The 20,845-nt window shown below is 39.8% G+C and carries 18 protein-coding genes and 1 pseudogene; 6 read left to right on the top strand and 13 right to left on the bottom strand.

The window, feature by feature from the left end; genetic code table 11:
• Positions 1 to 181 precede the first annotated feature (181 nt).
• Positions 182 to 385: a heme exporter protein CcmD gene (gene ccmD, locus AC21OH_RS12280; RefSeq protein ID WP_486536719.1), complete on the top strand. Its 204-nt coding sequence runs from the start codon at positions 182 to 184 to the stop codon at positions 383 to 385.
• A gap of 546 nt (positions 386 to 931) precedes the next feature.
• Complete coding sequence (ccmE, locus tag AC21OH_RS12275; protein ID WP_486536718.1) at positions 932 to 1,456, top strand: cytochrome c maturation protein CcmE; 525 nt, start codon at positions 932 to 934, stop codon at positions 1,454 to 1,456.
• A 66-nt stretch (positions 1,457 to 1,522) separates the two neighbouring features.
• Here the strand turns inward: ccmE and AC21OH_RS12270 are convergent, their stop codons facing one another.
• Both AC21OH_RS12270 and AC21OH_RS12265 read right to left on the bottom strand, forming a co-directional pair.
• Complete coding sequence (locus tag AC21OH_RS12270; protein ID WP_487370112.1) at positions 1,523 to 2,584, bottom strand: putative bifunctional lysylphosphatidylglycerol flippase/synthetase; 1,062 nt, start codon at positions 2,582 to 2,584, stop codon at positions 1,523 to 1,525.
• Between the two features lie 203 nt (positions 2,585 to 2,787).
• Positions 2,788 to 2,997: a cold-shock protein gene (locus tag AC21OH_RS12265; protein ID WP_486536716.1), complete on the bottom strand. Its 210-nt coding sequence runs from the start codon at positions 2,995 to 2,997 to the stop codon at positions 2,788 to 2,790.
• A gap of 436 nt (positions 2,998 to 3,433) precedes the next feature.
• Here AC21OH_RS12265 and AC21OH_RS12260 point away from each other — a divergent pair, with 436 nt between their 5' ends.
• Entirely contained in the window at positions 3,434 to 3,892 is a 459-nt protein-coding gene (locus AC21OH_RS12260; protein ID WP_487370113.1) for a universal stress protein, read from the top strand.
• Positions 3,893 to 4,152: 260 nt separating this feature from the next.
• On the opposite strand, the gene AC21OH_RS12255 is transcribed toward AC21OH_RS12260, so the two are convergent.
• Both AC21OH_RS12255 and AC21OH_RS12250 read right to left on the bottom strand, forming a co-directional pair.
• On the bottom strand, positions 4,153 to 4,632 hold the full coding sequence (locus AC21OH_RS12255) for a YbaN family protein (RefSeq protein WP_486536714.1): 480 nt from the start codon (positions 4,630 to 4,632) through the stop codon (positions 4,153 to 4,155).
• A gap of 45 nt (positions 4,633 to 4,677) precedes the next feature.
• Positions 4,678 to 5,661 (bottom strand): annotated as a pseudogene (locus AC21OH_RS12250) (ornithine cyclodeaminase family protein).
• Positions 5,662 to 5,930: 269 nt separating this feature from the next.
• On the opposite strand from AC21OH_RS12250, the gene AC21OH_RS12245 reads away from it, so the two are divergent.
• Positions 5,931 to 6,755 carry a hypothetical protein gene (locus tag AC21OH_RS12245; protein WP_487370114.1) on the top strand — a complete coding sequence of 275 codons (825 nt, stop codon included), beginning with the start codon at positions 5,931 to 5,933 and terminating at the stop codon, positions 6,753 to 6,755.
• 110 nt (positions 6,756 to 6,865) lie between these two features.
• Here the strand turns inward: AC21OH_RS12245 and AC21OH_RS12240 are convergent, their stop codons facing one another.
• Positions 6,866 to 8,290 (bottom strand): peptide MFS transporter, encoded by a 1,425-nt coding sequence (locus AC21OH_RS12240; RefSeq protein WP_487370115.1) that lies wholly within the window; start codon positions 8,288 to 8,290, stop codon positions 6,866 to 6,868.
• A 579-nt stretch (positions 8,291 to 8,869) separates the two neighbouring features.
• On the opposite strand from AC21OH_RS12240, the gene AC21OH_RS12235 reads away from it, so the two are divergent.
• The gene (locus tag AC21OH_RS12235) at positions 8,870 to 10,000 is read left to right on the top strand and encodes a sterol desaturase family protein (RefSeq protein WP_487370116.1); all 1,131 of its coding nucleotides are present in this window, start codon (positions 8,870 to 8,872) and stop codon (positions 9,998 to 10,000) included.
• Positions 10,001 to 10,272: 272 nt separating this feature from the next.
• Here the strand turns inward: AC21OH_RS12235 and AC21OH_RS12230 are convergent, their stop codons facing one another.
• The 3 genes from AC21OH_RS12230 to AC21OH_RS12220 all read right to left on the bottom strand — a co-directional run bounded on the left by AC21OH_RS12230 (position 10,273) and on the right by AC21OH_RS12220 (position 15,794).
• The gene (locus AC21OH_RS12230; protein WP_487370117.1) at positions 10,273 to 12,168 is read right to left on the bottom strand and encodes a protein kinase domain-containing protein; all 1,896 of its coding nucleotides are present in this window, start codon (positions 12,166 to 12,168) and stop codon (positions 10,273 to 10,275) included.
• 190 nt (positions 12,169 to 12,358) lie between these two features.
• Positions 12,359 to 12,595, bottom strand: a complete 237-nt coding sequence (locus AC21OH_RS12225) for a hypothetical protein (protein ID WP_487370118.1) — start codon at positions 12,593 to 12,595, stop codon at positions 12,359 to 12,361.
• Positions 12,596 to 12,836: 241 nt separating this feature from the next.
• Entirely contained in the window at positions 12,837 to 15,794 is a 2,958-nt protein-coding gene (locus tag AC21OH_RS12220; protein ID WP_487370119.1) for a valine--tRNA ligase, read from the bottom strand.
• A gap of 390 nt (positions 15,795 to 16,184) precedes the next feature.
• Here AC21OH_RS12220 and AC21OH_RS12215 point away from each other — a divergent pair, with 390 nt between their 5' ends.
• Positions 16,185 to 16,820: a formate/nitrite transporter family protein gene (locus AC21OH_RS12215; RefSeq protein WP_487370120.1), complete on the top strand. Its 636-nt coding sequence runs from the start codon at positions 16,185 to 16,187 to the stop codon at positions 16,818 to 16,820.
• A gap of 68 nt (positions 16,821 to 16,888) precedes the next feature.
• On the opposite strand, the gene AC21OH_RS12210 is transcribed toward AC21OH_RS12215, so the two are convergent.
• The 5 genes from AC21OH_RS12210 to AC21OH_RS12190 form a co-directional block, all read right to left on the bottom strand.
• On the bottom strand, positions 16,889 to 17,380 hold the full coding sequence (locus AC21OH_RS12210; protein ID WP_486535058.1) for a YbjQ family protein: 492 nt from the start codon (positions 17,378 to 17,380) through the stop codon (positions 16,889 to 16,891).
• A 58-nt stretch (positions 17,381 to 17,438) separates the two neighbouring features.
• Positions 17,439 to 17,867, bottom strand: coding sequence for a YbjQ family protein (locus AC21OH_RS12205; RefSeq protein ID WP_487370121.1), 429 nt, complete (start codon positions 17,865 to 17,867; stop codon positions 17,439 to 17,441).
• Between the two features lie 3 nt (positions 17,868 to 17,870).
• Positions 17,871 to 18,434, bottom strand: a complete 564-nt coding sequence (locus AC21OH_RS12200) for a YecA/YgfB family protein (protein WP_486535060.1) — start codon at positions 18,432 to 18,434, stop codon at positions 17,871 to 17,873.
• Between the two features lie 313 nt (positions 18,435 to 18,747).
• On the bottom strand, positions 18,748 to 18,993 hold the full coding sequence (locus AC21OH_RS12195) for a PA3496 family putative envelope integrity protein (protein ID WP_487370122.1): 246 nt from the start codon (positions 18,991 to 18,993) through the stop codon (positions 18,748 to 18,750).
• A 231-nt stretch (positions 18,994 to 19,224) separates the two neighbouring features.
• Entirely contained in the window at positions 19,225 to 20,787 is a 1,563-nt protein-coding gene (locus AC21OH_RS12190; protein WP_487370123.1) for a hypothetical protein, read from the bottom strand.
• Positions 20,788 to 20,845 lie beyond the last annotated feature (58 nt).

The raw sequence follows: 20,845 nt of genomic DNA, 5'->3' as shown, positions 1-20,845 counted from the left end.
TATGAATTACAGTTTTTAAGATTAGTAGCTTTATAAACTGTCGCTCAAACTAACGGCTTAAATTAGCAGTTAAAATTAGTCATGAATTTATGAAGTTAGCTTAGATATCTAAATGGCGCTACAACGAAATTATTAGACCATCTACTCAGAACCTAGCCAACCAGCAAAGAGGAGTGAAAACATGCAGCCCTATTTTTACAGCTTTCAAGAGTTTTTAGCCATGGGCGAACATGGGGTCTACGTTTGGAGCACATGGGGTGTAACCATATTTGCAGTGCTTGGTTTTATTTTATTTAGCTTAACTCAACGCCGCCGTCTTCTAAAGGAACTCAAAACACAACATGCGCGTCAACAACAGCGCTCAAAAGCCATTAAGCGTAAATAGATTAGGCGCAGATGACTATCCGAGTCTAAAAGATCAGCCGATTAATATCACAATATATACTGAGCACTACCTCACAGTAATACTGGAATTTTGAAACACCGACATTTTGAATACTAGGATTTGACACTGATATTTCGGACACACTGAATTTTGAAAAATTGAAATTAGGTAGACGTTTAATTCGCCTTTTGAATAGACGGCTTTTTAAAAAGACGCGGTAGTTATTATTTATAATCAAAGAAGTCTAAATGGTTACAAGGCAACCGAGTGCAAGTACTACTCATGTAGGCTTAGCGAGGTTAACGCTGTAACCGTTTAGTAGTTCTTTGACTATAAACTATTGATAATCAATCACATGGCTCAATCTATATATTATATAGCCATCTAATTACATAACTAACTGAACAAAGTTCTACCTTAACAAAGCGCTATGTAAACATAGAGAGATTTAAATGTTTGGCCAGTTGTGTTTGACCTTATAACCACATCATGACTTAACCATAACCACTTTTAATAAAATTTTGATAAAGAGATATAGGCAAGACTATGAATGCTGTCCGTCGAAAAAAACTAATTTGGGTTGCCGCAACGTTAGCAGGTGCTATTGTCGCTGTCGTTTTAGTCATTTATGCTATTGGTCAGCAAACTGATTACTACTTCGACCCTACTGCTATTGCAGCTGGTGAAGCCCCTCAGGACAAACGTATCCGTGCAGGGGGTATGGTGGTAAAAGACAGTGTACAACGTGACCCTAATGATGATCTAAAAGTGCAATTTGCCATTACGGACTTTAACGAGTCTGTTCCTGTCAGCTATCAAGGTATTTTGCCTGACCTATTCGCGGAAAACTCTGGTGTCGTTGCCACCGGTAAGATGCAAGGTGAGGTATTTGTCGCCAGTGAAGTATTGGCCAAACATGATGAAAACTATATGCCGCCTGAAGTGGCTGCATCACTAAAAGAAGAACACGCACAAAAAGGCGTATCGCCTGATTCAGAGCAGTTTAGTCCTGCTGTTCCTATTGCTCAAACTGAAGATGGCAATCACAGTACGCAAACGTTGCAACAATAATTTTTACTATTATCTAAACCTTAAAAAAGTAGCTTTGAAGAAACTGCTATTTATATCCTGATGTAGCTACTTTTTAAGATTAATATCTTTGATAGGCTCGCTGCTGTCAGTCTCAGTGCGAAACCAGCGTAACCAGATTTCATGCATGATAAAAAAGAGCACTGCCAATAAAAATGGCAAGATATAGTACAGCAGCCTAAATACCAATAATACAGCCACCATATACACTTTATCAACTTGGGGTAATGAGGCAATCATCGTTAACTCAAATACTCCAAGCCCGCCTGGTACGTGACTTAGGATAGCTAAGATCATTGACTGAACAAACGCTGAAAATACCGCAAAGTAGCTTGCACCCTCTACCCCGTGCGGTAATAGTAAATACAGCACAAAAGCAACACTGGCTAAATCTATAATTGAAATAACAATTTGTTTTATCAAAATCGAGGCAGGCGGCAGATCAAAACGCCATCTACCGAATTCTAAATGCCGCCCGTTTGAGCCAGACCAAACAACAATCACGATCACCAGCGCCAGTAAGCTCAGTCCTATTCCACGAATGACACCGACACTATGTAAAAAACTAGGTATTCCTGCCGAAACCTCAGCCAACTGTAGATCAAGCTGAGCCATCATGGTAACGGTTGCTTGCGGATTGATGGCCAAAGAAAGCGCTACTAAAGTGGTGATACCAAAGGTAAATGCCATAGACACCAACCACACCACATTTGCGATATTTTCAGGACGGATTTTATTCACCCTATACATTCGATAGCGCACACCTGTCGCTGACAATATGGCTAACCCTATGGTATGGCCGATGGCATAAGCGGTAAACGAGGTTAGTGCGATCTTGCGAAAGGGCAATTCAATCTTCATTTGCTTAAAAGCAATCGCATCATACAAAGTTAGAATTAAATAGCCAAAAGCCACCACAAGGACTGCCCCTATGATATTGATGGTTGGAATCTGTTCAATAGCCATCAATACGTCTGAAAACTTTATAGATTGAGTGAGTCCGTATAGCACTTTGATCGCCAACACAAAAATAGCCAACGTCAATAGAAAAACCACACTACGAAGTGCAATTGTCTTTGGGTTTAAGACTGTTTTTAGATCTTTGGGCATACTGATACTTTGCTAAACACGATGGGATATAGAGTGAGTGTGAAGATTTGATAACGTTATATGATAACAGCCTAGTCGGTATGTGTGTGCATTTATACCAATTATTCATATATAAAAACAAAAAAACGAGCCCTAGGCTCGTTTTTTTTGACTGAGTTAAAGTGGTTCAATCATTTACAATCACTTTAAGCTGTCTTTGCTGATTAAACAGCAGTGATACCGTGGGCTTGTGGGCCTTTAGCACCTTGAGTTACGGTGAACTCAACTTCTTGGCCTTCCGCTAAGGTTTTGAAACCTGAGCTTTGGATTTCGCTGTAATGAGCGAAAACGTCTGGACCAGTTTCTGGAGCGATAAAGCCAAAACCTTTAGCTTCGTTAAACCACTTTACTGTACCTTTGATAGTATCTGACATATGAATCATCCTATTTTAAAAAATAATGACCGATTTGGTCGGGTAACGCTTTGAGCAACTACGGTAAATCTTAAAACGGAGGATTAATGCTAATACTACGAGGTAATGATTTGCTGCGGGCTTCTCTTAAGCAGGAGCGTAGTATAGGTGGCTTACAATGATAAAGCAAGCACTATTTTAAAATAAAAATAAGATTTGGGTCTGTTGAACACTCAAATAATCTATAACTCTGCATTATCTTTAAAATAAGACTATGCTAATATGAGATAAAGCAACATTTAGTCGATCTGCTAAAGGATTATTTGCTGTAGTAAATTTATGCCGCTTATATAATTTATAAGTCGCCTGTATAAGTAAAGGTTTACCTGATTGCTTTATGTGTCATGTAGCCTACACATTAACGCTATCAAACAACTGAACATTTAAAGGTATTGTAATGAGTTATCGTCATATATTGTTGGTCACCGATCTAAGGTCAGACGCTGATATAGTTGCGCAAAAAGCAAAATATATTCATTCTCGTCAAGAAGACGCCAAGCTTTCGGTACTCCACATCATCAAAGATACGGTCGTAGGCTTTGGCTATGAGATGGTTCCCGCAGCCAGCTTATATGATGAGATTGACGACGAGCGTTGTAAAGATGCGCGGCAAGAGCTTGGCGTATTTATGCAGCGTAATGGCCTAGACTGTGAGTCTCAGCAAGTTGCTACCGCAATCTCCAATAGCGAAGGCATTATTAATTACAGCCATAAAAATGACGTGGATCTAGTCATTATCGGACGTCACGAACGCCACGGTATCTCAGCTTGGATTAACGGCGCTACGGCGGACTGCATTTTGCCGAACGTGCCTTGTGATGTGCTGGTGGTGAAATTAGATAAGCCACCTAAATAGCCTATAGAAAGTAACTTATAGAAAGTAACTTATAAAAAGTAACTTATAAAAAGTAACTTATAAAAAGTAACTTATAAAAAGTAACTTATAAAAAGTAACTTATAAAAGGTAACTTATAAAAGGTAACTTATAAAAGGTAACTTATAGAAAACAACCTAAAGAAAACAGCTTCTAGAAATAGAAAACTAAAAGTAGAGAACTAATAAGTAAAGTAGGTAATAAAAAGGTAAAAAGCATTAAAACTAACCTGCGTTTTTAAGCTATGCATTAGGCAAGCGCCAGAGATACACACCGACGCTAAAACAAATCAAAGCGACCGTCCACGCAACCCATATTTGCTCATCAGGTACTGTGAAAAAAAGCATGGTACCTGATATGGTCATCATGACACTTGCCAGCAATTTGCCTCGCTTTGGCACGGCTCGGCGCTCTTCCCAATCCCTAACGTACTTACCCATATGCTCATGATTAATTAACCATAAATAAAACCGCTCCGAACCGCGAGCCCAACACGCCGCTGCTAACAGCACAAAAGGTGCCGTTGGCATCACTGGTAGCACCGCACCAATTACCCCTAACACAAAGAACACCCATCCTAATATCAAATAGATCCAGCGCATATGTGCGTACTTGGACTGATTGATATTGCCGGTATGACGATGCTGATTTTTGTCTAACATGTTTGACTCTGACATGTTTGACTCTGAATTGTTCGACTCTGAGGTATTCGGTTTTGTCATATCTACATCTAACTCATTCATATTCTCAAATTGGATAAACTTAAATTACAACGCTGCTGTTACCCCAATATTATACTGCTTAGCCGCTTGCGCTATTTTTAATGCTACAGCAGCATCAAAGCTTGCAGCGCCTACTGACTTGAACAATGTTATTCCCTTGTTCTGCGATTTATTATCAACTGTTAGGCGGCCTGAGACTAAATCCATCAACTGTCCACTAAGCTTACGCCATTGCCACTGACAATCCTCATTATCATGCGCTTGTATGAGATCACCAGCTTCGTGTTTACCGCCTTCTAAGTCATCAATGACTACGTACGCTGCTTTATCAATTATCGAATCGCTAACCTCTTTCATACTTGGCTGATAGGCGCCCACGGCATTGATATGGACATTGGCCTTGATTTGGTCTACTTCAAACAATCCCGTATCAGCCCGTGTCGCAAGATTTATAATATCAGCGTCTTCTATGGCAGTCTCCATGGACTCACAAACGGTTATCTTGACGTCCCAATCTGGATAATCTTGCGTAAACTTTTCTTTAAACTTATGCGCTGTATCAGTGGTTCGATTCCATTAGGTGACCTCTTCAATATGAGGACATACTGTCAATACGGCATTGAGTTGCTCATAGGCCATGCCGCCCGTGCCTACTACAGCGACAATTTTGCTATCAAGCTTTGCCATATATTTGGTAGCGACCCCTGATAAAGCCGCCGTGCGCACTTGTGTGATACAGATACCATCCATGAATGCCAACGTATCGCCAGTGGCTGTATCCGAAACCGTAATAGTCGCCACAGTGGTGGGTAAATTACGCTTAGGATTATCTGGACAAATAGTAACCAATTTGACCACGGCATATTCGTGTTCGCCATCAAAAACCACCGAGGGCATGGACAAATGTGTTCCTGCTGTGTTTTGTTTGTTGTTTTCATGCGTAGGGATAACCAGACGCTCGGGGGTTTTAACCCAGCTAGGGTTTTCATATTGAATGGTTACTATTTCTTCAATCGCTTCAAGCGCCATGGGCATAGTAAGTTGCTGCTGGACAGTCTCCATATCTAGTATTTGCATAACAGATCCTCAATGAAATTTATATTGTTTTAGCTGACGTAGTGCCAATATTCTATTGAAAACTATATTCAAAGTTATATTAAAGGTTATATTAAAGGTTATATTCAAAAAATCTTGTGCATAAAGGTCGACAGAGGCATAATTAGTCTGTTATCACCTAAAGACCCTATTATCTTCAGGGGGTTAATATTTTTATTAATTCAAAAGGATAGTGAATGTTCATGATGCCTAACACCCGCCCTAAGTTCTTAATCTTACCCTTAGCACTAGCCGCTATAGCGACGGTAAGTGGCTGTGCAACAAAAAGCCTTAGCCCAGAAGCGCGCTCCGCTTATGATGTTACCAAACAATCGTTACAAACTCAGCCAGTCAGTATTTTAAGTGATGGCTGTGTTCTATGGATTGAACTTGGTAAAGATGATATAAGATATCAAAGTTCTGAAGCACTTTCTGTTGCAATAGCTAAAACCCTAGAAGAAAGATTAAGCGAAAAAGGGGTCAATATTGTTAATACTGAAAGTCCATTGATTTGCGGCGCCATGTCAGAGCAAGAGTTAACAAGCATGGACATCCTCATGGATGAAGACGCTGATGAGATTCTAAACTCTACCTACCCTATTCTAAGCACCAGTAATACGAACGACGCTGAAACCAATCAAGCCTATATCGATCTTTATAAAGCATTAAAAGAGTCTGATAAAGTTAGTAAAGAAAATCCAGCTACTTTATACCAATGGCCACTTGGATTGGATACAGCAAGTATTCAAAAGATTCGTCAAGCTCAGCAGTCTGACAAAGTATTTGTTATTTTAGCCACCGCCAACAAACAGTCCTTTGGTTTGCGAATGACAGCCGCCTCCACCTCTCCTATTGCAGGCGCGCTTATAAACCGTCCACCTGGCAGTTATTATTCCATCTACTTGATAGATTTAAAGACCAACCGAGTAGAATGGTCAAAACTTGGCCGTATCGAATCTGATGTGTTCAAAAAGATAGACAGTACCATCCCCACTAAAGAGATGTTAGATCCCTTTTATGCGCAGTAAACATCTTAGGTCATAGTTTTTGAGGCACATTAACACCCCTGTAACGGGGTGTTTTTTTAAGCTTGAATTGAAGAGTTATGTCTTAAAGCAGCTTATCAATTAGGGTGCTTTTAATCCCATTCATCTGCCGCTTTAAGCATTTTTTTGATAATAAAAGAAGCGATAAAGGCCACTACCGTAATACCTGCAGCAAACACTGTGAGCAGCATAAAAAATCCACCATAGCTTTCTACCGCTAGGGCTTGGGTTAACTCCTGTCCTTTTTCCAAAGCAATATTGGTAGAGAATACCGCACCGATGATACCGCTTACTGCCATAGCCACCATAAATAAGCTGACTGAGAAGCTGGAAATCTTTTTTGGTGCTACAGAAAGTATATAAGCCACTACTAGGCTCCCCACAATCACTTCAGCGAATGCTTGGAAGAAATGAACTATTAAGAACACTTCAGGACGCAGCACCACATCGGTACCAATATTCAAGATTGATACCGTAAATATAGCAAAAGCGGTGGTTGTCGCTATAAACGCAATACCAACTTTGGTTGGCGTACTAAGAAATATGTCACGTTTCTCTAAGCAATTGGTAATAAAGGCAATCATCGGACCCACTACTGCACACCATAATGGGTTCATGACCAACGACCCCTCAGGCTGAATCGGAATAAAGCCAAAGATATCCCCGCGCATGGTATTAATCGCCACGATATTCATTGAGGTCATCATTTGACCATAATAAACAAAGAAAGCGATGGTCAAAAATATCATGATTAAAATGGTACCCATTCGCAGCTTGGTTGAGTGAGGCGCTTTGAGCATCAAATAAATAAAATAAGCAATGGCTGCAGCACTAATCGCATAGACAATATATTGACCGGTATTCATATCGGTAAACATATAGAACACAACCGCAATCATTAACGCGCTTAATCCTGCGAACTTTAACCAGTTTTGCACTGGCACTTTGGTTCGGTCAATTTCATCTGCGCCTGCCACAAAAGGTTTACGCATAATCAATAAGGACAACACGCCCAATCCACACATAATCGCCGCCAGCATAAAATTGCCTTTATAAGCGATAATGAGCGTCAAAAACGGAAACACATACTGACCTAAGAAGGCACCGACGTTATTTACCGAGTAGTTAATGGGATAAACCTTTTCAAAGTCTTCTTGAGAGCCAAAGGTAGTCTGAAACAAGGTTGGATAATTAGGCGACATCAAACCGCGACCATAACTTACTAAGGCAATTCCCATAAGACTCAACGACACATTGATATCTACTGCACTAAGCATAAGCAGTACATAACCCAAAGTAAAAGCTGCATAGCCTATGGTCAGCGAACGATACGCCCCTAAAAGCCTGTCGCCTATAACCCCGCCCGCGATAGAAAACAACGTCCCTACGGCACCAAAAGCACCAATAACGAGCAGCGTGTCCGCTTCACTGTACTGTAGCCGATCCAAAAAGAAAGGCGTGAGCACAATCATCACGCCATAGAATGACAGACCAAATGCCATCTGACAGAACATCATGGTCAGGTTTATTTATTAAACACGGTGCACCTCGACTTGAATTACAACAGATAAGGCGAGTTATTATTTACTCTTATGCGCCTACTATCATTAGCTTTATTAGGTTAGTGATGGATTTTTCGCTGCCTAGTCTAAACTAAGATTATAGCCAATATATTTTTTTTGGTTTCAGTTTTGCAACCGTCAGGCGGGTGAGGATTGATTTTAGCGTTAAAAGCCAGTGGTTGCGCCTACCAGACCAGTTACGGTACAAGCGGTTAAGAAAAGTGAGCTGGTTACGATTAATGCAAACATTAGTTTTAATGGTTTCATAGTTTGTACCTTTATAAGTTGTGCTAGATAAGTTGTGCTAGATATAGGCATAACTCGATATATTGTCTCTTTATTGATGATTAATATATATTAAAAAACCGTTACGGCTTATTGCTGTAACGGTTTTTTTTATTTATCGGCTATAACATAACTAACGATATGTAGAGTGAATCATGCATAATTTATCGAGTAATATAGGTAATTAATTTGATAATTTTTGCTAAACAATGCTAAATTGAATTCTAATTGCATTAACAGATTAAACCTATGAGCAAATTACTGCGCAAACATCTAGAAGACCGTGAAATAAAAAAAGGATTAGGGCAGGTGTCCGCCTTTATTGCCCTGGCTTTAGGTATCCTTACCTCGCTTACTGCGCTGTGTTTTTTATTCCCTAATCTGCTCACCACGCCAGATTTTAGACCCTTATACGATGCAAATATTTTACGAGGCGTGTTATTTGCCAGTATCGTTATTGGCTTTGGCTCAGGTGTCATTAGCCTACTGCGTAATCCATCTAAACGGTGGGGCATGGCGGGTATGTTACTCAATGCCCTTGCCGCCCTGCTCGCCTCAGGACAGATTGAACCCAATTACTACGACCGTAGTGTGTATGCAGGCTTAGACTATTTTATTTTGACCCTGTTAATTTCCGCATTGGTGTTTATTCCGATGGAGCGGTTTTATGCTAAGTATAAAGAGCAAAAGCTGCTACGATCTGGCTGGGTAACCGATATTAAATACTTTATGTTTAGCCATTTGGGTATTCAGCTACTCAGTTTTTTTACCATCATTCCTGCACAAATGTTATTTAACCAGTGGCTTAATCCCACTTGGCATCAGCTCGTCAGCGGTCAGCCTTTAGTGCTGCAATTTATAGAAATTCTAATTGTGGTGGATTTCTTTAGTTATTGGATTCATCGCACGATGCACGAAGTCCCGTTTTTATGGCGCATCCATGCGGTGCATCATTCTTCGCATCAAATGGACTGGCTGGCAGCGAGTCGGGTGCATGTGTTTGAGCTGATTGTGAACCGATTTATGGGTTATATACCGTTATTGTTTATGGGCTTTTCTCCCGCGGCAACCTATGCTTATTTGGTATTCATCTCTTTTCATGCCATTTTTATTCATGCCAACGTCCGTTTCCGTTTTCCCTATTTTCGCTGGGTATTGGCAACGCCAGAGTTCCATCATTGGCATCATTCGTCAGAAAAAGAAGCATGGGATAAAAACTTTGCCGCATTTTTACCCATTTATGATGTGATATTCAAAACCGCTCATCTGCCCGCTCACCTACCCAAAAAGTATGGGACGACATCAAATACAAAAGTACCTGAAGGTTTTATGGCGCAGTTGGTCTATCCGCTGCAAAATGAAAAACGTAAGAAGAGTTGAGCTGATCGTTTAAGCTCTTATTTGCTTGCAAGGCGAAGTTGGCTAATTATAAAACACCATGTAATCATCATTGATCAGTTTGCCCGCTGCGTCCAAGACAAAGCAACTGATGTCCATCTCAATTGGGCTTTGGCGTGTGAACATAAGGATTATTAGCGTGGTATCGTCAATGTTGCGATTGCTTATAGGTAGGCGTTATTCGATGGTTAGATTTATAGCGCTCCTTGTATTCATATAAAAGCTCTTTAGAAACATATATTTTATCGTTAGTTTCAATAGTCAGTTTGCTCAGCTCCCAACGACTTCAAACCCTGACTAATATACTCTTTGGTGGCAGAAGGCATTTTATCTTCAATAACTCTTATTAACTCCTCATATGATTCATTTTTCATATAACTCAAATGAAGATTCCATATCTCTGATGTAGTTCTCTTACCATATGTATCTCTACCTAGATACATTATGCAAACTAGCTCTAATAATTCTTCATAACACAGTTCTTTTAAGAAACCAAAATCTAAAGATATATGTTCTATAGCGTATTCAAACAGACTTCCTGAACCAATAATCCCCCATTCATTATCCTTATCCATTTTTTCAATAGGCCATTTTTCTAAGAGTGAAAATATTTTTGGTACGTTTAGCGAATTTAAATATATATAAAATTCTGGGTCATTTTCCCAACTACTATCATTTTCTAGAAACTGTGGTGGTTCAGGTGAAATATGTACTTCAGAATAGGGTTTTGGATAATAACTTTGGAACCTTTCGAACCCCATTTTTGAATGTCTAGCATCATATGCTGGCCCAAATGAATTGTATAAAGAATGCCTGAAGACAAAAAGAAAACTACCTTCATATACCCTTGTAACACTTATAGTATCGCCAAAAATATACCTACCTTGCCAAATACTATTGTTATGTATTTCAGCAAAGGTAAGATCACCATTTGCAAACTCTGTATAGTCTATTACATTATTGTCTTTATATAGTACTGAATTAATAGGTCTTTCAATTGGTTTTGTTTCAAGAAAAAAATAACTTTCTGAAGGCTTGTATTGATAATTGACGTAATGCAATGCTTTTGGAAGACAGTCATAGTTAGAGCCACCATTCATAGATAACCTTACTTCTCTATTTTCCTTAACCTCAGCTTTAATCAAATCTAATCCACCTATTCTAGGTAAGAAGCAATGATGGACAGCTGTGTCATTTCGAACAATTTTGTTTAAGATAGAAATAATAGCATCTACATCGTTAAATAATAAATAATGAGAATTGTATGGATTTATTTCCTCTTGAAGATTTGTCCATTTTGATGATATAAGAACAGCAAAGTCTTTAGTCTCTTCTATCCATTTTCTTAGTTTTTCTTCAAACTCTTCAATGCTTGGTCTTAGCTTAGGATTATTTTCTGTAGCTTTCTCAAGTAGGTTGTGCAAGTCTTTTAACTCGAGCTTTTCATCCTCTAAAACCTTTTCCATTTTATTTTTAGCTGAGCTGGCATATTGTCCATCAAATCCATTATTGTCCCTATTCAGCAGCATCCATAATGTAACAGCTAAAGAATAAATGTCCGCTGGCCTAAAGTCAGCCTTAATATTTTTGATGAACCTTAACTCAGGAGCTATTGTTGCAAAATTACCAACTTTACTTTTGACTTTAGTAATACGCCTATCTCTAGACTTTAGGGGTGTGGAAATTAAACCAAAATCTGCTAAAACGAGGTTTTCATCTAAACTGAGTATGTTGTCAGGTTTAATATCTCTATGAGCCATGTTTTTATTATGAATATATTTTACAGCTGATACAATATTCAAATATTCATCACATATTTCCGTTGCGTTTTTACCTTCTAATAGCATGGAGGCAGAACTGCAAATAGGCATTGAGAACCAGCAATTCTTTCCAGATGTATGATACTCATAAATAGGAACAATTGATTTATGAGTAAAGCTTGATTGTGTAGTAACTTCTCTTTCAAACCTTGCCTTCTGGTAGTCACTTGAACACTTAACAAATTTAATAGCTATTTTTTCTGAAACTGAACCCTCTTTCAAAGCTGACCAAACTAATCCATTGCCTCCTTTACCTATTTTTTGACTTAAAAGCCAATCACTTTTCATTCCTTTAATCTTGTTACCAGCTTTTATATTTTTATAACTCATTATGCAAACTCTTTTATAGTTTTTCTTGCGCTTTAGTAAGACGGTTTAACTCGGCAGTGGGGTCAATTAGACCTTTCATCTGTACTGAGATAAGCAGTTGCATAACCAAGCTTGAAGGTTCGGTTTTGTCCCGATTGTAGCAGTGATACTTGCTTGAATACTGCTTTAAAGTAACTTATCCCATCCCCCTCTAATCCCATTCATCAAAGTCATGCCACAGACTAAAATAAGCAAATAAATAAAATAGAACTAATACGCTAACAATAATTAATGCAGCAATCGCATAATACAAACCCCCTTTAAACCAATAAAATGCAGGAATTAGACCAATAAGTATGGCGACTTTTATACTATGGCAAAGGTTCGCCCATAAACTATCTCGGTGAATGAATTCTTCTTTGATAGAGTTAATAAAGTCTTTGAACATCTTTGAATCTTATATATTAGCAATTAACTCTACTTATACCACTATTTAAATTAATTTAAAACCATATAAAAGCCACCATAAAAATGGTGGCTTATTGCGTTATGCTTTCTTTTGCGCGAGGGACGAGCGCCGAGCTTAGCCATTAAAGAAAAGCAGGGTTATGCTCCGCATATTTCAATGGTTATAACTTCTCGGTGCTGAGGCTATGCTCTTTAGGCTTTTGCTTTTCGTTTAGGCTCTTTTACAATGCCTCTAACTGCGCCATCTGCTCACTCATCACTTTAAGCTGACCTTGCAGTTCCTCTAGCTTCGTCTTCTCTCCTTCAACAACCTCCGCAGGGGCTTTACTCACAAAGCCTTCATTACCGAGTTTGCGTTCGATACCGTCGGCTTGTTTTTGCAGTTTTTCTTGCGCTTTACCCAAACGTGCCAGCTCGGCAGTCGGGTCAATTAGCCCTTTCATTGGGACTAAAATACGCAGTTGCCCGACCATACTTGAAGACGATAGAGGAACGTCATCACCTTCATTGACAATAGTCAAACTCTCGACTTTGGCAAGCGCTTTAAATTGGTTTTCGATACGGTTTAAGCTGTCGGTTTCATCCTGAGTGATATTCTCAAGTAACACAGGCAAGCGCACCGCATTACCCAGCTTCATCTCACCGCGGATGTTACGCACGCCAGCAATAAGCGCTTGTAGCCATTCCATGTCGGCTTCGACCTGCTCGTTGATTTGGCTGTTGTCCGCTTGTGGATAGTCGGCAATCACGATGCTGTCGGTGTTTTTACGGTCAAGCAGTGGCGCAATAGTCTGCCAAATTTCTTCGGTCAGATACGGCATAATCGGATGGGTAAATCGTAGCGCAGTCTCTAATACGTTGAGTAGCACGTAGCGAATTTGCGCCTTGCGCTCGTCGCTCACCGAGTCGTCATTAAGACTCGCTTTGGCAAGTTCCACATACCAATCACAATATTCATTCCAGATAAACTCGTAAATGTCTTGGCTGACCATATCGAGGCGATATTGGGCAAAATGCTGATGGATGTTGCTGATGGTCGAGTTAAGGCGACTCATAATCCATTTTTCAGGCAATTCCCAAACGTCAGGACTGGCGCTTTGGTCGATAGGTAATGCAGTCGCCTCTTCACCTTCTTCCACTTTATCAACGCAATTCATTAATACAAAACGACTGGCGTTCCAGATTTTATTGGCAAAGTTACGATAGCCTTCAACCCGTTTTAGGTCAAAGTTGATATCACGCCCCGTACTGGCTAAAGATGTGAAGGTAAAGCGCAACGCATCCGTACCAAAGGCAGGTATACCTTCTGGGAATTCTTTGCGGGTTTGCTTTTCAATCTTTTTGGCGTCTTTCGGGTTCATCATGTTGCTAGTGCGTTTTTCGACCAGTGATTCGAGGTCGATACCGTCAATCAAATCAATCGGGTCAAGCACGTTGCCTTTTGATTTCGACATTTTTTGCCCGTTGCTGTCACGCACCAGACCATGCACGTATACTTTTTCGAACGGCACTTGTGGGCTGCCATCTTCATTCTTCATAAAGTGCATGGTCATCATAATCATACGGGCCACCCAGAAGAAGATGATGTCAAAACCTGTTACGAGCACACTGGTAGGGTGGAAGGTTTCAAGCACTTTTTTATCCGTTTGTGGGTCACCCCAACCAAGCGTACTAAACGTCCATAGTCCTGAGCTAAACCAAGTGTCTAATACGTCTTCGTCCTGACGTAGCTCTATGCTGTCGTCAAGATTGTATTTACGGCGCACCTCGTCCTCATCACGGGCAACATAGATGTTGTCGTCATTGTCATACCAAGCGGGAATACGATGTCCCCACCACAGCTGACGGCTGATACACCAGTCTTGTAGGTCGTTCATCCAAGCCATATACATGTTTTTGTATTGGGCAGGTACAAACTCAATGTCGCCATTTTCTACCGCTTCGATAGAGGGTTTGGCAAGCTCTTCAACCGCCACATACCATTGGTCGGTTAACCAAGGCTCAACGATGACTCCACTACGGTCACCTCTTGGGGCTTTAAGTTGATAATCTTCGATGTCCTCTAGCCAACCCTCATCTTTTGCTTGAGCGACCAACTGTTTACGAGCTTCAAAGCGCTCTAAACCAACGTATTCTGCTGGCGTTTGCTCAAGCTTTGGGTCACGGGTTTGCAAATCCGGGTAAATCTGCATTTCAGGCAAGATATGTGCATATTTATCAAAAATATTAATCAGTGGCGTGTTATGTCGACGACCAAGCTCATAGTCATTAAAATCATGCGCTGGGGTAATCTTCACCACACCCGTACCAAAGTCGCTTTCGACATAGTCATCGGCAACAATAGGCACTTCACGACCAGTGATAGGTAAAGTGATGGTTTTGCCCACCAGATGGGTATAACGTTCATCTTTTGGATTAACCGCCACCGCCGTATCGCCTAATAAAGTCTCAGGACGAGTCGTGGCTACTACCACATAATCTTTGCCGTCATTGGTTTTGACAGATTTATCCGTGAAGTAATAACGAAAATGCCATAACGAGCCTTTTTCATCGTGGTTTTCAACTTCTAAGTCAGACAATGCAGTTTGGAACTTAGGATCCCAGTTTACCAAACGCTTACCACGGTAAATCAGCCCATCTTCATGTAGACGGACAAACACTTCTTTTACCGCATTGGATAGCCCATCATCCATGGTAAAACGCTCACGCGACCAATCCACAGATGAGCCTAAACGACGGATTTGGCGAGTAATATTATCCCCAGACTCCTCTTTCCACTCCCAAACCTTATCTATAAAGTCTTCACGACTAAGGTCTGTACGCTTAATGCCTTGAGCATTTAGACGGCGCTCAACGACCATTTGCGTTGCAATTCCTGCGTGGTCTGTGCCCGGTTGCCATAGCGTATTGTCACCCAGCATGCGGTGATAGCGGGTGAGTGAGTCCATAATGGCATTGTTAAAGCCATGCCCCATATGCAGGCTACCCGTGATGTTTGGTGGTGGCAAGGCGATTGAGAAGGAGTCTTTGCTATCAAAAGTCGGCTTAAAATAGCCTTTATCTTCCCAAGTTTTATACATGCCTGCTTCGACGTCACTTGGGTTATAAGCATTTTCTAATTGTTTTAGTGCTGATTGAATGGATGCTGTCAGATTGCTATTTGTATTGGAATTGCTCATAGTAGACGTGTCTTATTGTTAATGAGTGTGTAAATTAAAGAAAAAATATTTAAGTTTAAAAGTTAGTTAGATTGATTTTAACGCAGATGACGAAATTTTGTTAGATGGTGAGCGTAATTAAAGCCTACGATGTCTTATTAAACCTTCTACTTATATATCAAAGAAACGTCTGCACAGGAGTGACATCGAAGCTTCATAACCCATAACTAATAATCAATAATCAATAATCAATAATCAATAATCAACAATAGTAGACTTAGTAAGCTTTATACTTTTAAGATAGCTTTATAAGTAACATTTCAAGTTAAAACTTATCTAGTTAAAACTTATAATTTGCACTAGTTTTAACGATTGCTATTCACCACTCGGAGTACAAACCAAACCTATTTTATGTCAAATCCTAATCCTCCTTTTGAAGCCTCAGATCTTAGCCAAAAATCTAATCTCAATTTAGAGGATAATTCCTATCAGGAATTTAAAGAAGCCAATTCGGTAATCTCAAAGGATAAACACCCAAGCCTAGACCCACATAAAGATAGTAATGCTTATAAAAATACTAAAGAAGGTAAAGAAGATAACGAATCTAGTCTTACCAATTCATTAGAAGATGAAGATTTTAAAGAGGTGGATTCAAATAAGCTTAATACCATAAAAGACTTAGCCTCCGACGAAAGCTTTAGTCAACCTAAAAGCTATGCCAGCATCTTAACTGAACAATTTATTCATGCTCGGCACACGCTCAAACGCTCAAATGGCTCAGTTTTTACCAGTGCTTTCATCGCAGGATTAGAGATTGGTATGAGCTATATTGTGCTTATGACCGTTCTAACGCTCTTATTACCGCTGATACCAAATATATATGCCACCACGTTAGCCTCTTTGATGTATCCCATCGGATTTATTATTGTTGTTGTGGGTCAATCCCTGCTCTATACCGAACAAACCTCCTTATTGAGCTTGCCTGTCGTGGTTGGTATAGATAAATTCAAGAAAAAGGATTTAGATAGGTTTAATACTGAGAGGTAAGAGCCATGTATCCAAAAATCATGTAACTAATACTAAGGTTAAAGGTTAAATAAGTGGGTTACTAAAATTTAAGTAGGTAATGGCGGTGGTATGTTTGGATTATCGATGGTATAAACCGCAGTCCCATAAGCTATAGCTTCTACCATACTGCCCGTCAGATTGATGCTAGTCACTTCTAAACGTAACCCATAAATCTGATTATAGCCCATAAACTGAGCCTCTAGCTTCATGCGTAGGATGGCTTCACGCCGTGCACGGTCTAATAAAGACTCATAGGTGGTTAGGTTTTTGCCAAACAGATTCAGCAAGCGGGCTATAATCATTTTAAAATAGTCTTGAGCAATGACCACACTACCCATCACCAACACGCCTTGTGTTTCATCAGCGATTTTAGGACGATAAAAGCGCTCACTTGAAACAATAATATGACCCAGCTCTTTTTCTGCAATACCCAATCGTTTAATATGATCGCCTTCATTAAAACGACCAAATACCCAGCCCACAAAAAACAGACCGATAAAAATAATATTGTTGGCAATAAAGTCGAAAATAGCATCCATCACTTTAGCGCTTTCCCATCATCTCATTACTCTATCATTAAGTGATTGCTTCATTCGACTATTGGCTATCAAATTCATTATGATCGCTATCTGATACAGGTAACGGCGGTACTTGTGGTGCGGCCTGCGTAGACGTAGATACTGAAGCTTGCGAGGCATGGCTTTCAGGCACTGCGATAACCGCGGTACCATAGACAAATAATTCTGACGCCCCTTGAGCGATACTAGACGTTGAAAAACGGATACCAACAATAGCATTAGCGCCCAATACTTCTGCTTTCGCTAACATACGGTCTATCGCTTCTTGACGCGACTCTTCTAGTAACTCGGTATACGCGGTTAATTCACCCCCGACAATATTCTTTAAACTTGAGAATATATCTTTACCGACATGTTTTGAACGTACGGTACTACCATACACCACATCCAATCTTTCAACGATGGTATAGCCTGGAAGGTGTTCAAGATTAGACAGCTGTATGCTCATAACTTACTCGTCTGAATTAAATAATAAAAATAACTCGCTTAAATTGCCTTCAATACTATTGGCCATCTGAGCCAAAGCATCATCATCACCGCGAATCTCGGCCAAATCTTCATCTTCAGCTTCATTACCGTCTGCATCTATGGTATCAATGCCACTGAACACCATCATGGGTAACGTTAGCATCGCCACATCTTCGCTGCTTTGTTCGTCACTGAACCAATCAACGTTCTCATCGCCATACATAGCGTCAACAAATCCAATTGACCAAGCTGTTAATTCGGACTCTGGAGAAAAATCAACCTCACCGGAGTCTTCTTCAATCTCTAAAGGCAGCGAAATACCCGCTTCACTTTGTAGGTCTTCGAGTAGCTCTGATCGCCACTCTTTAATCGCTTTTTTGACATCATTGCTTACTTGGTTATCTTGACCTTCAAACAATAACGACATCCAGTTAGGGAGTGGTTTCCCGACAATAGTTGCAGTCAAAAAGCCATGCGTGGCCACACTATCAAGCCCATGTTTATTGGCATCAGAATCTAGGTAATCTTGTAACTCATCTAAAGTCATGGTGATCTCATATATGGTTTTATTTATTATAGGTTTTATTAAATCGTTTTAGCATGATTAAAAAGTTATCGATCTTAAAAATATAACGTTAAAACTTATTACTTATTTTTGAAACTTTTAAAAGCTCTAAACTATATTGGTAACTTATGATTTAAAGTTAGAGCGACACATGTTTACTTCAATTTTAGATCGAATATAGATCTTAGTTGAATAGAAGGCTGTAAGAGGACAATGTCTTATAGAGATGAATATCATATAAACTGTTAGAGTATCTAAAGCAATCTATACGGTTAGCAAATACCAACCGCGGGTATTACTCTTCTTCTAAGTTTAAATCATCAAGATCATCATCTAAGTCATCAAGATCGTCTAAGTCATCATCAAAACCATCTCTTAGTTCACGCTCTAAGCGCTTTTCCTCAAGCATATTATCGATCAAACGTCGCTTTTCTAAGCTGGTTAAGCGTGCCGCTTCTGCTTCTGCCTCATCTACTTTTTTGGCATCATCATCGTCGTCAAAGTTATCATCATCAAAGTCATCAAGATCGTTATCACTCATGTTTTTATCCTCTTATTTTATTAAATTATTATAATAGGTAGTCTTAATAAGATGATTAGTAAGTCAGTTAAGAAGTTAATTTATAGTTCAATTAAATGAATATAAGCAGTCGCTTTTAATCATAAAAACATTTACTAGCATACCGTACCAGTTTAATTAAAAAAGCCAATTTTATTAAAGCTATTTATTGTTTTTTTAAAGTTTATTTTGTATAGCCTTTCTTATTGATTATTATGAGTTCGCTGACAACAATACCGCATCCCGCACAGTTATCAAGCGCGTCATGATTGGTTCACTGACTCCGCTTAGACGCGCACAGTCTCGTTCATATACCGTCGTTGGATTTTGTAAGTTATTAAGCTGCATATTACCGCTTAATTGTTTAAGCCCTGCGACAGGCAACAACACTAAGATATCGTTCACTTTGGCATTATTAGTTAACAGTTGCGACATCTTGCTATTGGTGGCGTAATCGCTTACGCCAACACGAACCTCTAGAGCAAACCGCTTTAATTCTCGATGCTTAATATAAGTGACTTGATTTAACATCAAATATACTCGTGCCAGCATCATAGCAGCCAGTGCTATTTTGTTGTGATCGTCTTTACACGCGAGCTCAACTGTTGCCCCTTTGGCATCAAAAGTTGGGGTATTGCTAACGCTTACACCAAACAATAATGGTTGTTTGAGCAACTCAGTTATCGTTCGATCTAATAGCTGCGAGCATAGGGCTAAATAGGGTTTTGATTTTTCAGCTGCCAGTGTGTCTATCAAATGATTAGGGTCATAAAACTGTATCAAGACACTCACAGTTTTCAGCGGCCGTGTCGATACCAAGTTGGCAGGTTGGCTACCATTGCTGACAGAGATAGAAGACGTCGGTGACATGTTGGTAGCCGCTTCGCCACTTTCTTTTAAATAGCTGTCTTTCGAATGACTGTCTGTTGAATGACCGTCTGTTGAATAGGAGCTAGGTATATGATTGGATCCATTTTGACCAAAAGCAGCTTGGTTGCTACTGGTTTGAGCAGACGCTTCGTGTCTATCATTAACGTGGGTTTGATCAACAGGATTTTCAACCGAAGTGTGCGACTGCTGAGTAGCGTTTGGCTGATCTGTTTGGTCTTTTTTAATGCTGTTTGCTGTTGATTGATGACCCCGAATATAATCACTAACAGCTTGCGGCTCTTTTAACCCCAACCGTTGTTTTTCGGCTTTGTCATCATGTTGGCGCACAGGCCCTGTGCCTAATGTGCGACTTTGCACCCGTAAATGCTCCTTAACATCTCGACTCAGCTGTGCCAATTGTGCTCTGGTGGGGCGCGCTATATAACCGTATATTAACCAAATTAATAAATGTACGATAAATGAACCTAATATAAATAACCACTGCGACGCAATAATTTCACCATTGCTGGTATCACGAAGCGTCATTTGTACCGACCCTATGACATTATCGCCCATGATGACTTGCTCGCGAATAGTATCACCTTCCATTAATTGCGCTTGTCCAGTTTGTAATATGACGTCATCATTCACATCTTTAATGGTCAAACTTGCGACTGAATTTTCACTGGTATATCGCCCTGTTAATACACTCAGGCTCACTTTATCATTACTCAATAAAGGCAGTTTTACTTCCTCAATCAGTTGAACCAACATACGTTTGCCAGTTTGCATCTTAAGTTCTTCCAGCTGCTGATCGGTACTAATTAATAGCAGCGTAGTATGGATAAAAAAACTGATAATGATAATTATGGCAAACAAGCCTTGCCGTGGCGCTAAATAGGTCATGTTATGCTAAACTTTTATAGATAGATAGGAGTTGCTTTATTTTTGGGCACGCCCTATT

Source organism: Psychrobacter sp. CX10 (genome assembly GCF_057621575.2).
This window is presented reverse-complemented; position numbering and strand designations above follow the sequence as displayed.